The 17,430-nt window shown below is 53.6% G+C and carries 15 protein-coding genes and 1 tRNA gene; 6 read left to right on the top strand and 10 right to left on the bottom strand.

The genetic code is table 11. The features are described from left to right. Positions 1 to 169 precede the first annotated feature (169 nt). The gene (locus tag HKD32_RS06230) at positions 170 to 1,528 is read right to left on the bottom strand and encodes an aspartate aminotransferase family protein (RefSeq protein ID WP_061932116.1); all 1,359 of its coding nucleotides are present in this window, start codon (positions 1,526 to 1,528) and stop codon (positions 170 to 172) included. Continuing rightward, positions 1,528 to 2,946 (bottom strand): dihydropyrimidinase, encoded by a 1,419-nt coding sequence (gene hydA / locus HKD32_RS06225; protein ID WP_061932114.1) that lies wholly within the window; start codon positions 2,944 to 2,946, stop codon positions 1,528 to 1,530. Before hydA ends, HKD32_RS06230 begins: the two co-directional genes overlap by 1 nt. 132 nt (positions 2,947 to 3,078) lie before the next feature. Between hydA and HKD32_RS06220 the strand changes: the two genes are divergently transcribed. Continuing rightward, complete coding sequence (locus HKD32_RS06220) at positions 3,079 to 4,533, top strand: NCS1 family nucleobase:cation symporter-1 (protein ID WP_194257713.1); 1,455 nt, start codon at positions 3,079 to 3,081, stop codon at positions 4,531 to 4,533. Here HKD32_RS06220 and HKD32_RS06215 read toward each other — a convergent pair. The 4 genes from HKD32_RS06215 to HKD32_RS06200 form a co-directional block, all read right to left on the bottom strand. Then, positions 4,445 to 5,155 (bottom strand): TetR family transcriptional regulator C-terminal domain-containing protein, encoded by a 711-nt coding sequence (locus HKD32_RS06215; RefSeq protein WP_337905503.1) that lies wholly within the window; start codon positions 5,153 to 5,155, stop codon positions 4,445 to 4,447. The two genes, HKD32_RS06220 and HKD32_RS06215, sit on opposite strands and share 89 nt — an antisense overlap. A gap of 83 nt (positions 5,156 to 5,238) precedes the next feature. Then, positions 5,239 to 6,480, bottom strand: coding sequence for a M20 family metallo-hydrolase (locus tag HKD32_RS06210; RefSeq protein ID WP_194257712.1), 1,242 nt, complete (start codon positions 6,478 to 6,480; stop codon positions 5,239 to 5,241). Between the two features lie 57 nt (positions 6,481 to 6,537). Then, positions 6,538 to 7,806: an NAD-dependent dihydropyrimidine dehydrogenase subunit PreA gene (gene preA, locus HKD32_RS06205; RefSeq protein WP_061932105.1), complete on the bottom strand. Its 1,269-nt coding sequence runs from the start codon at positions 7,804 to 7,806 to the stop codon at positions 6,538 to 6,540. Then, positions 7,799 to 9,157, bottom strand: a complete 1,359-nt coding sequence (locus HKD32_RS06200; RefSeq protein ID WP_061932103.1) for an NAD(P)-dependent oxidoreductase — start codon at positions 9,155 to 9,157, stop codon at positions 7,799 to 7,801. Before HKD32_RS06200 ends, preA begins: the two co-directional genes overlap by 8 nt. 188 nt (positions 9,158 to 9,345) lie before the next feature. On the opposite strand from HKD32_RS06200, the gene HKD32_RS06195 reads away from it, so the two are divergent. Continuing rightward, on the top strand, positions 9,346 to 10,419 hold the full coding sequence (locus tag HKD32_RS06195; protein WP_061932101.1) for a bifunctional transcriptional activator/DNA repair enzyme AdaA: 1,074 nt from the start codon (positions 9,346 to 9,348) through the stop codon (positions 10,417 to 10,419). Between the two features lie 186 nt (positions 10,420 to 10,605). On the opposite strand, the gene HKD32_RS06190 is transcribed toward HKD32_RS06195, so the two are convergent. After that, a tRNA-Tyr gene (locus HKD32_RS06190) sits at positions 10,606 to 10,691 on the bottom strand. A 70-nt stretch (positions 10,692 to 10,761) separates the two neighbouring features. Between HKD32_RS06190 and rlmB the strand changes: the two genes are divergently transcribed. After that, on the top strand, positions 10,762 to 11,568 hold the full coding sequence (gene rlmB, locus HKD32_RS06185; protein WP_026017651.1) for a 23S rRNA (guanosine(2251)-2'-O)-methyltransferase RlmB: 807 nt from the start codon (positions 10,762 to 10,764) through the stop codon (positions 11,566 to 11,568). Between the two features lie 579 nt (positions 11,569 to 12,147). Then, complete coding sequence (locus HKD32_RS06180) at positions 12,148 to 13,869, top strand: Hint domain-containing protein (RefSeq protein WP_228118794.1); 1,722 nt, start codon at positions 12,148 to 12,150, stop codon at positions 13,867 to 13,869. A 52-nt stretch (positions 13,870 to 13,921) separates the two neighbouring features. Here the strand turns inward: HKD32_RS06180 and HKD32_RS06175 are convergent, their stop codons facing one another. After that, entirely contained in the window at positions 13,922 to 14,995 is a 1,074-nt protein-coding gene (locus HKD32_RS06175; protein WP_194257711.1) for an alkene reductase, read from the bottom strand. Between the two features lie 95 nt (positions 14,996 to 15,090). Between HKD32_RS06175 and HKD32_RS06170 the strand changes: the two genes are divergently transcribed. Then, a complete protein-coding gene (locus tag HKD32_RS06170) occupies positions 15,091 to 15,423 on the top strand; it encodes an ArsR/SmtB family transcription factor (protein WP_010504316.1) in 333 nt (110 codons plus the stop codon). Here HKD32_RS06170 and HKD32_RS06165 read toward each other — a convergent pair. Then, a complete protein-coding gene (locus HKD32_RS06165; protein ID WP_194257710.1) occupies positions 15,396 to 15,872 on the bottom strand; it encodes a TspO/MBR family protein in 477 nt (158 codons plus the stop codon). The genes HKD32_RS06170 and HKD32_RS06165 overlap by 28 nt on opposite strands. 55 nt (positions 15,873 to 15,927) lie before the next feature. Further along, the gene (locus HKD32_RS06160; RefSeq protein ID WP_194257709.1) at positions 15,928 to 16,296 is read right to left on the bottom strand and encodes a hypothetical protein; all 369 of its coding nucleotides are present in this window, start codon (positions 16,294 to 16,296) and stop codon (positions 15,928 to 15,930) included. On the opposite strand from HKD32_RS06160, the gene HKD32_RS06155 reads away from it, so the two are divergent. Then, positions 16,295 to 17,281 (top strand): RluA family pseudouridine synthase, encoded by a 987-nt coding sequence (locus HKD32_RS06155; protein ID WP_061932093.1) that lies wholly within the window; start codon positions 16,295 to 16,297, stop codon positions 17,279 to 17,281. The two genes, HKD32_RS06160 and HKD32_RS06155, sit on opposite strands and share 2 nt — an antisense overlap. Positions 17,282 to 17,430 lie beyond the last annotated feature (149 nt).

Raw genomic sequence — 17,430 nt, 5'->3', positions numbered from 1 at the left:
ATGTTACGATATAATAATGAAATAATTTGTATTTTTGGGTCAATGAAAATCTGAAAAAAATATTGAAGGCGCTTATGGAATAAATAGAAAACAGGTTTAGCCGAGTGACGGAAGCATCACTCGGCTCTCAATCATTATTTTTAAAAATCTGACTTTTAAATCAAATATATTAGAAATCTTCTTCGCATTTCAGAAGAACCTTTCTTACCTTTTGAATCATCTCTTTGATCTGCTCTGGAGTTGAAATAAATGGCGGTCCAAAGGAAATTATATCTCCCGTCACTCTGAGCAACACCCCCTTCTGCAAACCATATTCAAAGAGCTGAACACTTCGGAGAGCAGATTTTTCAGGCGCAGGAACAAGTTCGATAGCCGCAGTAAGGCCGATATTTCTCAAGTCCTTGACTGACTTTAAATCCCGAAGCGCATGCACTTCTTCTTCCAAAACTGGCTCAAGGGCCTTTACCCGCCCATTTATTCCTTCCTCTTCCATAATATCGAGGACGGTATGAGCAACAGCGGCAGCCAGAGGGTGTCCAGAATAGGTGTAGCCATGTGCGAACTCTATCGCACTTTCGGGCCCGTTCATGAATGTCTTGTAGATTTCAGACGTGACGATAACACCACCCATCGGAACAATTCCGTTGGTCACGGCCTTTGCAAACGTAATCATGTCAGGCGTGACACCGAATCTCTGGGATGCGAAATTCTCTCCCATTCGGCCAAATCCGGTAATTACTTCGTCAAAAATAAGAAGAATACCGTGCTTTGTGCAGATTTCCCTGAGCTTTTGGAGATACCCGACAGGAGGCACCAACACACCTGTGGACCCCTGCACAGGTTCGACGATTACAGCCGCAATAGTGGAAGCATCATGAAGCGCCACCAGCCTTTCAAGATCATCCGCCAAACAGGCACCCCACTCCGGCTGCCCTTTTGAAAAGGCAACGTGGGCATGGTCATAAGGATGGCGAAGGTGATCGACCCCCGGCATCATGACTGTCGCGAACATCTTCCGGTTGGAGACAATGCCACCAACGGACATCCCGCCAAACCCGACGCCGTGATACCCACGTTCCCGTCCGATTAAACGGAAACGACCGCCGTCTCCCCGCAATTTGTGGAAACCGATGGCAATTTTCAAAGCCGTATCAACGGCTTCCGATCCTGAATTTGCAAAGAAAACATGCTCCAGTCCTTCTGGAGCCATCTTGGCAATACGCGCCGCCAGCGTCACCGCCGGAGCATGTGTCATTTGGAACCCGGGTGCAAAATCGAGCGTTTCAGCTTGCTGACGCAGAGCTTCGACAATGCGTGGATGCCCATGTCCGAGCGGCGTACACCACAGCCCGGACAGAGTATCAAAAACGGTGCGTCCGTCGGCCATCGTATAATAAGGGCCCTTGGCCGACGCCACGACACGATGATCGCCCCGACCGTTCACAAACCTGTTGGCACTGAAGGGCAACCAGTTACGCCCTTCGCTCATCGCCAGAGCACACAGGCTTTCATTTTTCAACTCGTTCATCACGCTGTCTCCGTGCCATTCGAGGCTCTCGTACCGCCGATTCTGAAAGGTTTTCGCTCCACATACCGGCCTTGCCCGCGCTCGGCTCTCAACGTCCCATCGTCCCAGACTACACGCCCCTGACTGATGGTTTTTTTCGCCACTCCCGTCACCGTGATGCCTTCATAGATATTGTAATCAACATTCTGGTGGTGTGTGGCCGACGAAATGGTTCGGGTCGCCAGCGGGTCCCACAGAACGATATCTGCATCCGCACCCGCAGCAATCAGCCCCTTCCGCGTATGCAGGTTGAAAATACGCGCTGTATTGGCGGACGTTACTGCAACGAACTGTTCTGGGGTCAGCTTTCCGCTTGTAACCCCATGATGCCACAGGATGCTCATTCGGTCTTCAATACCAGGCACACCATTGGGAATACGCGTGAAATTCGTCAGCCCCATTTCTTTCTGGGAACGGCAGAAACAGCAGTGATCCGTTGCCGTAGTCTGTAACTGCCCTGAAGAGAGCCCTCCCCATAGCGCCTGCTGGTGGGATTTTTCTCGAAATGGCGGGCTCATGACGTACCGGGACGCCTGCAACCAGTCTGAAGACTGATAAACGCTTTCATCAAAAACCAGATGCTGAGGGAGAACTTCTCCGTAAACTTCCAACCCGCGCAGACGGGCCGCAGCTATGGCCTCCGTCGCTTCCCGTGTAGAAACATGCACAATGTAAAGTGGTGTGTTGCTAACAGAAGCCAGCGTAATAGCCCGTTGAGCTGCCTCTCCTTCAACACTGGCTGGACGGGACAATGGATGAGCGTCTGGGCCGGTTTTCCCCGCTTTCAGTAACGTTTCCTGAAGGAAAGAAACAGCGTCCCCATTTTCAGCGTGTACGGTACATAAAGCACCCAGTTCTCCCGCACGACGCATGGAATTGAGAAACGTCTCATCATCCACCATCAAGGCATTTTTATAGGCCATGAAGTGCTTGAAGGAATTGACGCCACACTCCCGCACAAGCGTGCCCATGTCTTTATGAACCTGGTCATCCCAATGCGTTACCGCGACATGAAAGCCATAGTCGGCAGCCGCTTTCTCAGCCTTGTCCCGCCATGCTTTCCAGGCATCATGGAGGGACTGCCTGTGATCAGGAATGACGAAGTCGATAATGCTGGTATTACCACCCGCCAACCCGGCGGCTGTGCCGGTGTAAAAATCATCACTGGCCGTCGTGCCCATGAAAGGCATTTCCATATGGGTATGAGGGTCTATACCGCCCGGCATGACAAGCAGTCCGTCCGCTTCAACGATCGTACTCCCAATCGGGACGTCCATATCCGGCTGAACATCTGCAATTCGCCCGTCGTCATCACACAGAACGTCTGCGCGAAACTGCCTTTCCGACGTAACAACTGTTCCACCCTTGATCAGGAGCATGGCATCCCTTCCATTCAGGAAAAGCGATTGGCACAATGTCGTTGTCTTACCGAAACTGTATGGTTAATCTGACCATTCGGTCAACATCACGATTGCACTGCCGGATTTTTTTCAAGAACAGGGATCATCAGCATGACACAACTACCGGACGTGCACCCTTCAGGTCGTTTGACCAATGCTGATCTGGCACCCGTCCAACAAAGAACCTGGGCCTGGAAAGACTTCCTCTTTTTATGGATGTCTGACGTTCACAGTGTTGCCGGGTACATGACGGTTGGCACGTTCTTCGCCATGGGACTCCCAGTGGGGAGCGTGCTGTTCGGACTCCTGATCGCAATCCTTGCCGTACAGATTCTCTGCAACCTGATTGCAGTCCCCAGCCTGCGTTCCGGTGCTCCTTTTCCCGTGATCATCCGGAGTGTTTTTGGAGTTTATGGCGCTGTTATCCCGGCTCTTGTCCGTGGAATTATTGCAATCGGCTGGTACGGAATTCAGACGTGGCTGGCATCCAATGCCGTTGTGTTGTTCCTGCTGCGCGTTATACCCTCTCTCACGACATACAGCGATGCGCATCATTATGGCTTTCTGGGCCTCTCTTTATTGGGCTGGATGGCGTTTCTCCTCATCTGGTCCCTACAACTTGCCGTCTTCTGGCGCGGCATGGAGTCCATCCGTCACTTCATCGACTGGGCCGGCCCGGCGATTTACATCATGATGATTCTTCTGGACGGCGTTCTGCTCTGGAAAACCCACGGACAAATCAGCTTTTCTGTTCTCCCGCGTTCAGATCTTACAATAGGTCAACACCTGACCGGCCTTCTGAACGTCATTTCCCTGACGATTGCTTTCTTCTCTCCCATCGTTCTGAACTTTGGTGATTTTTCTCGATATGGCGTCAGTATCGACGCTGTGAAGCGCGGAAATTTCTGGGGGCTCCCCATCAACTTCATGGCGTTCTCCGCCCTTGCCCTGACGACCGTGACCCTGACCCAGCCTGTCTTTGGAAAAATCCTGATTGATCCGGTTGAAACTGTCACCAGACTCGACAGTCAGACCATTATGGTGGTGGGCATCCTGACCTTTGTGGTCGCGACAATTGGCATCAATATTTCTGCCAATTTCGTCTCTGCCGCTTTCGACTTCTCTAATATCGCGCCTGCTAAAATTTCATGGCGAAGCGGCGGAATCATTGCGTCCATAGGGGCGATTATTCTTACGCCTTGGAACCTTTATGCCCGGCCGGACCTGATCCATTTCACTCTTGATGTTCTTGGGCTGTTTATTGCACCGGTCACAGGGATTTTGCTCGCAGATTATTACCTTGTTCAACGCCAGACGCTAGACATCGGCGCCCTCTACAGCACCGATCCTGCAGCCCGATACTGGTATAAAGGAGGTCTCAATCCCGTGGCAGTCTGGGCACTGATTCTGGCTGTTCTTGTGGGATTAGCCAATGTCTTTATCCCTGCGTTGGCAGCATTCCAGAACTTTGCCTGGTTTACGGGATTTTTCTCTGGACTGGCTTTCCATCTTCTTCTGACACGCCTGACGTTAGTGGGCGGAAAAGCGAGCCAACAAGCGTCATGATCGTCGCCACACCCGTATCGTAATCGGCGTCCGTCAGAGGAGCACGGTCCAGAATGGCTTCATACTGGACCTGCATATCCGCATAGGATTGTGTGCCTGACCAGAGCAGCAACAGAAAATGCGTGGGGTCGATCGGCGCCATGATACCCCGTGCCTGCCAATCAAGGAAAATTGCCACATGCCGGGCCACATGCGCTCGTAGTTCTCCTCTCAGGAAATCCTGAACCATCAGCCCTCCCGACAGGAGTTCCTGAGCAAACAATCTAGATCCCTCCGGTCGCGTGCGTGAGAAAGCTATTTTGGCTTCAACATACCCCTTCAAGCCTTCAATCGGATCCCTGTCCGGAGAAAGCCAGGTATCCGCATCCGTCAGCCAAACATCCAGAAGCCGGGCCAGCGTGGCGTTATAGAGATCTTCCTTAGAGCCAAAATAATAGAGAATATTCGCTTTGGGGATGTCACAGACCTTGGCGATATCTTCCAACCGCGTCCCCTTAAGACCACGCGTTCCAAACGTCCATTCCGCAGCATTAAGGATCTGCGGAACAGTGGCACGTCGCGGGACGCCAGCTCTCACTCTTTTTCTGGGGCTCGGAGCGGCTCCCAGATCGTCATTTGGCACGTCTTGCTCCCGGCCTGATATGCGGGAGCAGATTTTTGGCAGCTCTCAGGGCGAGCGACAAGCCCCCTGCTTTTGGAGCAAGTCTAAAGAACGCTATCGGCGCGCAGAACGGCTCCAAGAAGAACATTGGCGCCCGCTTCCGCTTCGCTTTCCGTAATACTCTCTTCCTCGTTGTGGCTCAGACCATCCCGGCACGGAACAAAAATCATGGCTGTTGGCGCAACTCTGGCCATATAGGCGGCATCATGACCCGGTCCTGAGACAATCGGGAGAGGATCATATCCCATCTGCCGTGCGGACTCCGTAACCATGTCAACGCAACGCGTATCAAAATGGACTGCCGGAGCATCCCAGATAGACACAATCTCCAACGTTACGCCCTCTGTCTCCGCAATCTGCTTAAACCGGGCAATGAAGTCTTTTTCCATGGCCGCAACCACCGCGTCCTCGGGATGACGAAGATCTACGGTAAAGAATGTTTCACCCGGCACGACGTTATTACTGTTGGGCCTGTTCTCAATCAAACCAACCGTTCCAACGGCAGCAGGGGCATTCGCCTGGGCCACTTCCGAAAGAGCAACGACCATTTTCGAGGCTGCCAGCAAAGCATCATGACGCATCGGCATTGGGGTCGATCCCGCATGCGCGTCCTTGCCTTTGACCGTCACTTCATACCAGCGCATGCCCTGAACACCCGAAACAGCGCCAATAACCCGGTTCTCCACTTCGAGAATGGGGCCCTGCTCAATATGGAGTTCAAAATAAGCCGCTATTGGATGCTCCCCGCACGGCTCTTCTCCCCGATAGCCAATCGCCACCAGTTCGTCTCCAAACCGGGCGCCAGAACGATCCCGCTTATCCAGCACCTCCTGCTCGGTAAAAACACCCGCAAAAACGCCAGAACACATCATGGGCGGGGTGAAACGGGAGCCTTCTTCATTCGTCCAGTTAATCAGCTCGATTGGATGCCGCGTCCCATGTCCTGCTTCATGCAGCGCTCGCAACACTGCAAGACCACCGAGAACACCCAGAATACCGTCAAACTTTCCACCCGTCGGCTGGGTATCCAGATGGCTTCCCATAGTGATGGGCGGGAGGTTGGCATCCTGTCCCGGACGTCGCGCAAACATATTGCCCATGGTATCGACGGTGATAACGCAGCCCAGCTTTTCACAAGTCGCGGCAAACCATTCCCGAACCTGTCTGTCTTCCGGCGTCAATGTCAGACGACGAATGCCACCTTTAGGCGTTCCACCAAAACGGGCAGTCTCCATCAGATCTGCCCAAAGAGCCTCTCCATCAACACGGATATTGCTGTGAATCATGCTGGTCATCCTCTCTCAGTCTTTGGCAACAGACCCATTCTGGCGGGGCTTTACTTTTCAGGCTGTAATCCGGTGCGGGTTTGAGGGATGCTCAGGCCATGTCAGTTCCCCATCAAAAGGCTGCGGAACCATTGTGATGCAGTCATCCACCGGACAGACATGAGCGCAGAGATTGCACCCGACGCACTCCTCCTCAATCACTTCATAATGGCGACGATCCGGCCCATTGCGTTTTGAAATGGCCTGATGGGACGTATCTTCACAGGCGATGTGACAGAGCCCACACCCGACACAGGCCTCCTGATCAATATCGGCGATGGTCCGGAATTTCATATTGAGCTGGTTCCAGGGGACAAACTGCGAAACCGCCCGCCCTGTCACATCCTCCAGCCGCTCATAACCCTTCCCGTCCATCCAGTTGGACAGACCGTCAATCATGTCTTCAACGATGCGGAAGCCATAATGCATGGCAGCCGTACAGACCTGAAGAGACCCCGCACCCATAGCCAGAAATTCCGCCGAATCCCGCCAGTTGCTGATACCGCCAATCCCAGAAATCGGAATACCGGCCAGTGTCGGGTCCCGAGCGATCTCTCCAATCATGCGCAAAGCAATCGGCTTGACGGCAGGACCACAATACCCCCCATGCGTCCCTTTGCCGCCCACCACAGGCATCGGCGCCATGGCGTCCAAATCGACACCGATAACAGACTGGATCGTGTTAATCAGCGACACGGCATCCGCGCCCCCGGCGCGTGCAGCCCTTGCCGGCATCAGAATATTGGTCACGTTCGGTGTCAGCTTAACAATCACCGGCATACGGGTGTTCTGCTTGCACCACCGCGTCACCATTTCCACGTATTCCGGAACCTGCCCGACTGCCGCGCCCATATTGCGCTCGGACATGCCATGCGGGCACCCGAAATTCAGTTCGATCCCATCAGCACCCGTTTCCTCCACGATGGGAAGAATGGCTTTCCACTTATCTTCCTCGCAAGGAACCATAAGGCTCACAATCACGGCGCGGTCTGGAAACTCCCGTTTCACGCGCTTGATTTCCGCAATATTGGTCGCAAGAGGACGATCCGAAATCAGCTCGATATTGTTGAGACCGATCAGCCTGCGCCCTTCAAATCCCAAGGCCCCATAGCGGGAACTCAGATTGACGACTGGCGGATCTTCACCAAGCGTTTTCCAGACAACACCGCCCCAGCCTGCCTGAAAAGCACGGCGAACGTTATATTCCTTATCCGTCGGAGGGGCAGAAGCCAGCCAGAACGGATTGGGAGATTTGATACCGGCAAAAACAGTGCGTAAATCAGCCATTAACCGCGTCCTTTTCAGCACTGGAGACCATGAGTTCAGCATGAATGGCTTCGGCAGCGTCCCGGCCATCCCGCACAGCCGCTACCGTCAGATCTTCACCAGCCGTACAATCGCCGCCGGCATAGACCCCTGGCATTGATGTCCGCCCATTCACGTCCACAACAATGCGACCATTTTCCACCAAGATCTGATCATTCTGGATCGGATCAGACACGAAAACCTGCCCAATCGCTTTCAGCACCATGTCAGCTTCAAGCGTAAAACTGTCCTGAGGGTCGTAACCTTTTCCAGAAGCTCCACGCGCGAAACAAATACCCTGCACAACTCCCTGATCCGTCAGAAGGTGGTGGGGAGAAGCCCAGAAGCGGAGCGTAACGCCATTGGTCTGCGCCCATTCCCGCTCAACAGGCGTGGCGGACATGTGTTCTGCACCCCGACGATAAACCAGCGTGACCTCTTCAGCTCCCAGACGCTTGGCCTGCACGGCCGCATCAACAGCCGTATTTCCGCCTCCGATCACAACGACACGTCGGCCAACAGGAACATCCGACAGGGTGCTGGATCTGAGCGTTTCGATAAATGCTACCGCATCCAGAACCCCTTCAACGCCCTCATTTTCAAACCCTAACGCCCGTACACCTGACAGACCGATCCCAAGAAAAACTGCATGATAGCTCTCGCGCAAACCAGCCAGCGTCAGGGTTTGACCCAGCACAGCGCTTCCCTGAAAGCGGATTCCCCCGATCGACATGAGGAAATCAATTTCTCTCTGAGCAAAATTATCAGCCAGTTTGTAGGCCGCCACGCCATATTGGTTGAGACCGCCCGGAGCCTCATGCCGATCGAAAATCGTCACATCATGGCCCCGCATAGCCAACCGATGCGCACATGCCAAACCTGCCGGCCCAGCGCCCACGACGGCCACACGACGTCCCGTACTCTCCCCGCGTTGAAACGGATGCGCACTCTGGCTCATCTGCCAGTCTGTCGCAAACCGCTGCAAAGCACCGATCCGAACAGCGTGATTGGCTTCAATCGCAGCGTGGACACATTTCTGCTCACACAGGATTTCCGTCGGACAAACCCGTGCGCACGACCCGCCAAGAATGTTCGACTGAAGAATGGTCCGCGAGGCACCTGCCAGATTGTCTGACGCAATTGCTTTGATAAAACGCGGAATATCAATTCCCGTCGGGCAGGCTTCAACGCAGGGCGCATCATAACAATAGAAGCAACGATCTGCTTCCAGCGCAGCCTGCTCATGGCTTAGGCCCGGATGAGCATCGGCAAAATTGAGATCCAGAACGGTCTCTGGCAACCGTCCGCAGGCAATATCGAATCGCGTACCCATCTCATGCCCCCGATTGGTTCGTAATCAGAACGGTATGATTTCAGAACTGTTGATTGCAAGAATTTTCTGACCAAACGTTCAATTTATACGCTTTTGCGACATTCCCTTTTCTCAAAGGGCCAGTCCGAAAAAAAATCCACGCCTGAAAACCGGCGACAGACACCGTTGTGCAGTTCTAGGATTTCAGAATGCTCTTCGATCTTCCAGACCCTGAAACCCTTTATGCAGCACTCTTGTCCCGTAACGAGACGTTCGATGGACAAGCCTTTGTATGCGTCTCTTCAACAGGCATCTTCTGCCGCCTGACCTATCCGGCACGAAAGCCCAAACGAGAACACTGCACATTTTTCCAGACTATCGGGGAATGTCTCAATGCAGGTTTCCGGCCCTGCAAACGCTGCCACCCCCTACAGGCCTCAGCACTTGCCGACCCCTCAATTTCTGCGCTCCTACACAGTCTTGAAGCGCAACCGGATAGACGCTGGTCAGAGGGACACATTGTCAAAATGGGCTACGATCCTTCGACAATACGACGCAGCTTTAAACGACAGTTTGGAATGACCTTTCTGGAAATGGCCCGGCAACGACGTATTCGCGAAGGATTTGAGACCCTGGCAGGCGGAGGCAAGGTCATTACAGCGCAACATGAGGCCAGCTTCGACTCTGCAAGTGCGTTTCGTACCGCTTTCGCCAGACTGCTCGGCTGCCTGCCTTCCGAACTACGTCCTAACAAGCTTCTTCAGGCAACCTGGATACCAACGCCTCTGGGTGGCATGATTGCCGTAAGCAGCCGGAGTCACCTGCATCTTCTGGAGTTTCTGGATCGGAAAGCTCTTCCAGCTGAGCTCAAGCGACTTCATACAACGTCAAACGGAGAAATAGGAATCGGGCGCCTCCCTCCCTCGGAGCAGGCAAAAAGTGAGCTGGAAGCATATTTTTCAGCCCGTTCCGACAGCTTCCAGACTCCTCTTGCTTTGAACGCCACTCCTTTTACGCGCTTGGTCTGGAATGCCCTCCAGACTATCCCTGCAGGAGAAACACGCAGTTATTCAGATATTGCACGGCAAATCGGCCATCCTTCCGCCGTAAGGGCGGTTGCACGCGCTAATGGCGCCAATCAGATTGCACTGATGATTCCCTGCCATCGCGTCATCGGCGCGAATGGTTCCCTAACGGGATATGGGGGAGGTCTCTGGCGAAAACAGCGGCTCATCGAAATCGAAAGACAACTCAAAATACCGAAGATCAATCAGAATACGTGACGCTGATCTATGCTCATGACGACCCACTAAACCATGCTTCGGGTACAAGTAGACAATAAACGTCCATCTTATTTCATCAAATGAGCGATATGCCACCTTCTCTCAACGAAGGCAGGACCGAGCCATAGCATCTATGGCGACACTGGCTTTGGCTAAAGTGTTTATTTTCTTAAGAAAAAGGAGACCTGGTGGAGAGAGTTGGATTCGAACCAACGTAGGCGTACGCCAGCGGATTTACAGTCCGCCCCCTTTAGCCACTCGGGCACCTCTCCGGGTCGGCGGTTGGAATATGGCGGATAGACGGCTATGTCAATCGCCTATCGTCGATTATATGATTTTTTCATGTCCAGACGACCCTCCCCCCGCTCCGCCGCCCCGTCCCGCCATGCGGACAAAGGCCCACAGCGTTCCGGTAATGCCGAACGTGCCTCACGCTCAGGAAAGCCTGCTTCAGGCTACTGGATTTACGGCCACCATGCCGTCGAAGCCGCTTTAAACAATCCGGACCGCGTTATTCTTGAGTTTCTTGCCACACGCGAAGCCGCCGCTGCATTCAGCCAGTCTTCCCGCGCACAACCACAGACCGTGGAACGTGAACGACTGGATCGGCTCTGCGAACGGGATGCCGTTCATCAGGGCGTCTGCCTGCGCGTGGAGCCCCTCGATCCCCCAACCATCCATGATGCCCTTGAGCGACCAGGTCCGATCCTTGTTCTGGATCAGGTTACAGATCCCCGCAATATTGGTGCGATCCTGCGCTCCGCTGCTGCATTCGGTGCCTGCGCCCTTCTGGTTCAGGACCGCAACACGCCGCAGGAGAGTGGCGCTATGGCGAAAGCCGCGTCAGGCGCACTGGATCTCGTTCCGATCATTCGCGAAGTCAATCTGTCACGCGCATTGGCCACACTTCAGTCTCAGGACGTGTGGGTCGTTGGCCTTGATGCCGGCGGTACACGCCTCGATGGTGCAAGTTTCGGAAAACGTCGCGTGGCCTTGGTACTCGGCGCTGAAGGAGCAGGACTGCGTAGGCTGACACGAGAAACATGCGATGAGATTTCGAGTGTTTACATGCCGGGAAACATGGAAAGCCTCAATGTCTCCAACGCAGCAGCTGTTGCCCTATACGAACTGGCACGCCCTACAGCATAAGACGTGATTTCAGCTTTACTGGCACAGTCTGATCGCCTTCCAGACGCCGTCACTAGCGAGCCAGATAGCAAGCAGTCCTTTACCCTTCGTACAAAACGAACAGTTTTACGGCATCATCCCTCTGGATGATGCCGCACACTGAAGCCGCGTTGCGGCAAACCCCATATCGTTACGCACCACCACACGCATTGGTCTGAACCGCCTCCAATGAGCGGTATCATACCTTTTTGCACAAGCACGCCCTGACGTTCATTCAAATGAAACAGCGCAAATAAATTGAAGTAAATCCAAGATATTTCAATAATATTAAATCTCTCACTTTCCAAAAAATTAACGAATAATTCCCTCACATAACACAATCGTGATAAATCATAAAAGATTACAGAAATCTTTTGACATTAAAATATGCATATTTTTCAAAATCTTAATATAAGAAGATCGTTAATTCTTGATTAATATCATTGTTAATTTTTTCCTTGCACACGAATCGTGACAGCACATAGGGTGAAAAACATCTTAACGGTAAAAAACGTTATAAGAATCATTTTTATCGTTAATTAAAATATACGGAGAACCAAGATGGCAGCTTCATTGGTTAGTGTGAATGCAGGGGTCGCTACGGTCTACAGTTCGGGTGACCTCTCTGCTTTAGCTGGCGTTTCTGCACTCAGCTCTATTGTTGTCACAAAGAACAGCAATACTCCGGCGGGAGACAATGTTGTCGTAGACCTGACAAGTGGGCTGGCTGGCGTAAGCGCCCTTTCATCCGTCACTGTCCAGAATGGAGCAACCGCCAAGGTGGGTGGTGGTCTGCTCGATGCTGGTGTCGGGACATCCGTAACCGTTAACGGCGGCATTCTTGACCTTCAGGGCAGCGTGATTGGGGTCAAGGCTTTGAACGGTGTTACCGTAGGGCCCGCAGGAGGGGAGATTAAAATTGAACCGACCGGCCTTAGCGTAGGCGTTCTTAATCTTCCCGTCACATTCGTTGATGCAAACGGCAATACTACCACAACCATCCCAAAGAATTTTGTGATGGATTTTCCAAGTTCTTCGTCAATACCAGCCACCTATAATTCTCTGACAAACACAACAACAATTGGCGATGGAATTAGTTTACTAGGTATTGTGGGGGCTGGCCGTACTATAACCCTTTCAGGGGACCCATTTGATCTAAAGGCAACAGGAAGCCATTTTCCTTTCACAACATATTATAGCAAATCTTTCACCCAGTCAGACGGCAGCGGCGGTGTCATTACCTGCTATCTCGCAGGCAGCATGATCCAGACCCCCGATGGCGAAAAAGCCGTTGAAACCCTTCAGTCGGGTGACCTTGTCACAACATACCGGGATGGCCAGGAAACTGTGGCTCCCCTCGTATGGACGGGCAAAGCCCGCGTTACAGTCGATGCAAACCTGCCTGATGATACCGCAGGCTACCCAGTCCGGATCATCAAAGACGCACTTGCAGATGGCGTTCCTTCACGTGACCTGCTCGTGACCGCCGAGCATTGCCTTTTCCTGAATGGCGCCTTCACACCCGTGCGGATGCTGGTCAATGGAAAGTCTATTTTTTACGATCGCAGCATCACCAGCTACGATTATTTCCACATCGAGACCGAAGCACACGCCATTATCAAGGCAAACGGCATGTTAACGGAGACGTATCTCGATACAGGAAATCGATACAGCTTCCGTCAAGGCGGAACAGTGATCCATCTTGGCAGCAAGCCTCTGAGCTGGGACACAGATGCAGCAGCGCCGCTTTCCGTCTCACAAGACAGCGTGCAGCCTCTTTTCCGTCAAATCTCCGATCGCCTGCCGCTTCTTGGTGTTTCCAAGAGTGCACACCAACAGAACCTCGTTCAGGATCCTGACTTCCATCTCGTGACCAATACGGGCGTGGTCATACATAAGACACGTGAAGTTGGCGGCCGAGTCATGTTCATGATCCCAGCCTCGGTCAAATCTGTTCATCTGGTTTCCAGAGCAAGTTCACCACATGAGACGATCGGTCCCTTCATGGACGACCGTCGCAAACTCGGCATCTGCGTCGGAGACATCACGTTCTACGACTCCGGGCGTTCGGTCTGCTTGACAGCCCTGAACGATGAGCATGCACAGAATGGCTGGTACGGACGTGAAGCAGGTGGTCGCCGGTGGACGAACGGAAACGCTCTGCTCGTTCTCAATAATAGACAGCCGAACAGCTTGGGTATGCTGGCCATTGAGGTGGTCGCTGGAGGCCCGTATCTGGCAGACAGCAAACAGGAAGCTGACCTGGTAACTCTATCAGCCTGATCGCTAACCCCAGACGATAATGCCGGGGGCCTCTTTCCCCGGCATTTTTTAATCAATCCGCAGAGGGATAATCGGTATAACCATGCTCTCCACGGCTGTACCAGGTTGCCATATCATCCGGCTGCAAGGGTAATCCTTTGGCGAAACGGATCGGAAGATCAGGATTCGAAATAAACTTGCGACCGAAGGCGATTGCATCAGCACGGCCCTGCTGAACGTCCTCTTGTGCGGCTTCGAAAGTATAATCCTGATTCAAAACCAGCGGTCGGCGAAACACCTTCCGGATTTCCGGGGACAATTTCGGCTGGTCCGTACTTCCAAACGTCCCTTCCGGTCCGACTTCGCGAAGCTCAAGCCACGCCACCCCCAAACGCTCAAGCTCTGCAGCAGCCGGGACGAAAACAGTTTCAGGCGCTGAGTCCAGACATCCCTGTGTATCTCCATTGGGAGAAAGGCGAACACCGGTTTTTTCCGCACCAATCGTCGCGACAATACGACTCACAACCTGCGACAAAAAACGAATACGGTTTTCAGGCGAGCCGCCATACTCGTCAGTGCGATGGTTCGTCCCATCCCTCAGAAATTCATCAATCAAATAGCCATTGGCCGCATGAAGCTGAATACCGTCAAAGCCCGCCCTGATTGCATTCCGCGCTGCCGTTTCATAATCCGACACTATCCGCGAAATGTCCTCCAGTTGCAGAGCTCTGGCTGTCTCGTATGGCATCTTTCCATCATATGTATGGGCATAGCGTGGGGCCGTCGTGGCAGAAGGTGCAACCGGCTGTAACCCCGTCACTGACGAATGGACCATCCGGCCCATATGCCAAAGCTGACAGACAATACGGCCGCCCTTGTCATGAACAGCTTTTGTAATCGGCTTCCAGGCCTCAACCTGTTCATCAGACCAGATTCCCGGTGCATAGGGCCACCCCAGTCCTTCCCGGGAAATGCCAGTTGCTTCGGAAATGATGAGACCTGCGCCTGCCCGCTGCTCGTAATACTTTGCCATGATCGGCGTTGGCACAGCATCACGCCCCGCACGAGCACGCGTGAGGGGAGACATGAAAATGCGATTTTTGGCTGAAAAGTCACCAAGTTCAATGGGATCAAAAAGATCGGGCATGAAAGGGTACTCCTTGATCGAAACTTCTATAGTTCGATAACGATCGAACTATAGAAGTGTTGCGTCAATTCTACAAGGAAGGGATAAGACGCCGTATGCCCTGCCATGACTCGCCTGATCTGGAAAAACTTGACCTGATAACGGTCCTGCGCGCCCTGGCAGATCCTGTGCGCCTGGACATTGTCCAACGACTGTACGTGCTGGGCGAAGCGAATTGCGCTGCCCTGATCGGATCACGCCCTAAATCCAGCATGTCCCATCATTTTCAGGTCCTAAGGGAGAGCGGTATTCTGCACACCCGGATCGAAGGTGTGCAGCACCATAATTCCCTGCGCCTTCAGGAACTGGAGATCCGCTTCCCGGGCCTCATGGATTCCATTCTGAAGAACACCGAAGCAGCTCAGTTTCGGCGCCAGACTTCTTCCTGAACAAAGACGGCAAATGTCAGCCAGACAAAGAATGGGATCTGAAGCTTTGCAGCACAACGATCCACCTTTTTGGCAGTGCAGATTGACGCTCCAGACGTCACAACCAAACCAATACAGATCGCAAGACCTGCATCAAGCCGACGTTTACGGAAAACGGCAAACGGAAACCCTGCCACACCCGCAACACAGATCGCCCAGAGACATAGAGCCAGCGTCCGCTTGCAAGACGTTTCCGCTCTGAGCAAGCGATACCCCGACCACCCCAGAAGACCGTCAAGCAATGTCCAGACGACAGCGTAAACAGGAGCTGGCGGCGAAAACGCTGGCTTGTTCAGATGATGATACCAGCGTCGTGTTGAGCCGTCTTCGACAGGGCTGATTTCCCGTCCGAAATACTGCGCGCCGAAAACAGTTGCCGTTGCCAAAGCGGCGTCAAGGATGCGTCCCATAATCTCTATCCCGATATAATCTCGAACATGGGAAACGCATCAGCGCCTGGAATGTTCAGGGAACTCCTGCCACAGCCTCGAAATCAAGCTCCGCCGCCACATTCCCGGCTTCCGGATTCCACAGCAGAACGCGCTCAGCTCCAGGCCTGCCAAGGGTCACAGCCATCATGCCATCCCCGCGCGCCGTCACGCTGAGAATATGCTCCCCCTCCCCCAGCGGCAGAGACAAACGAGACAGCCCCTTTGTGGCCTGCGTTTCAAGAGCCGGGCCATGGTGCGGATGCATGGCACGGTAGCCAATCACGCCAATCATGACGGCAACCCCCACGACAATCATGACACCCATAATGATGACGGCCGCAAACAACGCTTTTGAAGCCCCTGACTCGCTGCCCGTCCGATCCTCGGCTAAACCCTGATTCATGTCAGATCCTGAAACCCCGTTCCGCCTTGTTGTTGATGCCAGTCTGGCCGGTCAGCGCGTTGACCGTGCCCTTGCTGACGCCATCGGCACGATTTCCCGCTCCCGGGTCAAGACCCTTATCGAAGAGGGGCATCTGACCCGCAACGGACAGATCGTTCGCGAACCTTCCGATACGCTGCGTGAAGGAATGGACCTGATCCTGTCCTTCCCCACCCCGCTCCCCGCCCGCCCGATGGCCGAGGATCTGCCCCTCACGATTCTTTATGAAGACCGGGATCTGATCGTTCTGGACAAACAGGCCGGCCTCGTCACGCATCCGGCTCCGGGCAATGAAACCGGCACTCTGGTCAATGCCCTTCTGGGCCATTGCGGCGAAGGGTTCGAAGGCATTGGGGGCGAAAAACGGCCGGGAATCGTACATCGTCTGGATAAAGATACGTCCGGACTGATGGTCGTCGCAAAGAACGCCATGGCGCATAATGCTTTGTCTGAAGCCTTCGCAGCGAGAGATATAGACCGCGCCTATATGGCTCTGGCCTGGGGCCTCCTGCCCGCGTCCGGCGAGTTCGACGGCGCCATCGGACGGGACAAAAAAGACCGCAAGCGCATGGCGGTCGTACAGTCCGGCGGAAAACCTGCACTGACCCGCTTCAAACTTCTGGAACCCATTCATGCGAGCGTTTCCCTGATTGAATGCAAACTGGCTACAGGCCGCACACACCAGATTCGTGTTCATCTGTCTCAGGCCGGACACCCGCTTCTGGGAGATCCGGTTTATCTGCGCCGTATCCCCGCCGCGGCCCGTGGGTTGCCACAAGACGCAAAGGATGCTGCTCTGGATTTTCCAAGGCAGGCCCTCCACGCAGCTCGACTCGGCTTTATCCATCCCCGGACGAAACAGCCTCTTTCTTTCGAAACTGCGCCTCCTCAGGATTTTCAGGACTTGAAAAATCGCCTGACAGGCTCAACCTTTAAAAATTCTTGACCTTTTCGGCTATACCTGTCATAAGATGACTTATCCGACGAGCTGACGCGCCGCCGGAACGGATCGTACCACCGTATGTCGCCCAATTCGGGGGCAAGCGGCTGGGGACGTGATAGTCCTTCCCAATGCGTCACCTGGGTGTGAGGAAC

The organism is Gluconobacter japonicus (genome assembly GCF_015244665.1).
Taxonomy (GTDB): Bacteria; Pseudomonadota; Alphaproteobacteria; order Acetobacterales; family Acetobacteraceae; genus Gluconobacter; species Gluconobacter japonicus.
Note: the sequence above shows the minus strand (reverse complement) of the source record. Positions and strands in the feature narration are given on the sequence as shown.

What these genes read in the sequence shown, in the direction of transcription:
- rlmB (WP_026017651.1), top strand. Translation starts at nt 10,762, where the DNA reads ATGTCCAGACGACCCTCCCCCCGCTCCGCCGCCCCGTCCCGCCATGCG.
- HKD32_RS06165 (WP_194257710.1), bottom strand. Translation starts at nt 15,872, where the DNA reads ATGGGACGCATCCTTGACGCCGCTTTGGCAACGGCAACTGTTTTCGGC.
- HKD32_RS06230 (WP_061932116.1), bottom strand. Translation starts at nt 1,528, where the DNA reads ATGAACGAGTTGAAAAATGAAAGCCTGTGTGCTCTGGCGATGAGCGAA.
- HKD32_RS06175 (WP_194257711.1), bottom strand. Translation starts at nt 14,995, where the DNA reads ATGCCCGATCTTTTTGATCCCATTGAACTTGGTGACTTTTCAGCCAAA.
- HKD32_RS06155 (WP_061932093.1), top strand. Translation starts at nt 16,295, where the DNA reads ATGTCAGATCCTGAAACCCCGTTCCGCCTTGTTGTTGATGCCAGTCTG.
- HKD32_RS06160 (WP_194257709.1), bottom strand. Translation starts at nt 16,296, where the DNA reads ATGAATCAGGGTTTAGCCGAGGATCGGACGGGCAGCGAGTCAGGGGCT.
- HKD32_RS06180 (WP_228118794.1), top strand. Translation starts at nt 12,148, where the DNA reads ATGGCAGCTTCATTGGTTAGTGTGAATGCAGGGGTCGCTACGGTCTAC.
- HKD32_RS06195 (WP_061932101.1), top strand. Translation starts at nt 9,346, where the DNA reads ATGCTCTTCGATCTTCCAGACCCTGAAACCCTTTATGCAGCACTCTTG.
- hydA (WP_061932114.1), bottom strand. Translation starts at nt 2,946, where the DNA reads ATGCTCCTGATCAAGGGTGGAACAGTTGTTACGTCGGAAAGGCAGTTT.
- preA (WP_061932105.1), bottom strand. Translation starts at nt 7,806, where the DNA reads ATGGCTGATTTACGCACTGTTTTTGCCGGTATCAAATCTCCCAATCCG.
- HKD32_RS06170 (WP_010504316.1), top strand. Translation starts at nt 15,091, where the DNA reads ATGCCCTGCCATGACTCGCCTGATCTGGAAAAACTTGACCTGATAACG.
- HKD32_RS06200 (WP_061932103.1), bottom strand. Translation starts at nt 9,157, where the DNA reads ATGGGTACGCGATTCGATATTGCCTGCGGACGGTTGCCAGAGACCGTT.
- HKD32_RS06210 (WP_194257712.1), bottom strand. Translation starts at nt 6,480, where the DNA reads ATGATTCACAGCAATATCCGTGTTGATGGAGAGGCTCTTTGGGCAGAT.
- HKD32_RS06220 (WP_194257713.1), top strand. Translation starts at nt 3,079, where the DNA reads ATGACACAACTACCGGACGTGCACCCTTCAGGTCGTTTGACCAATGCT.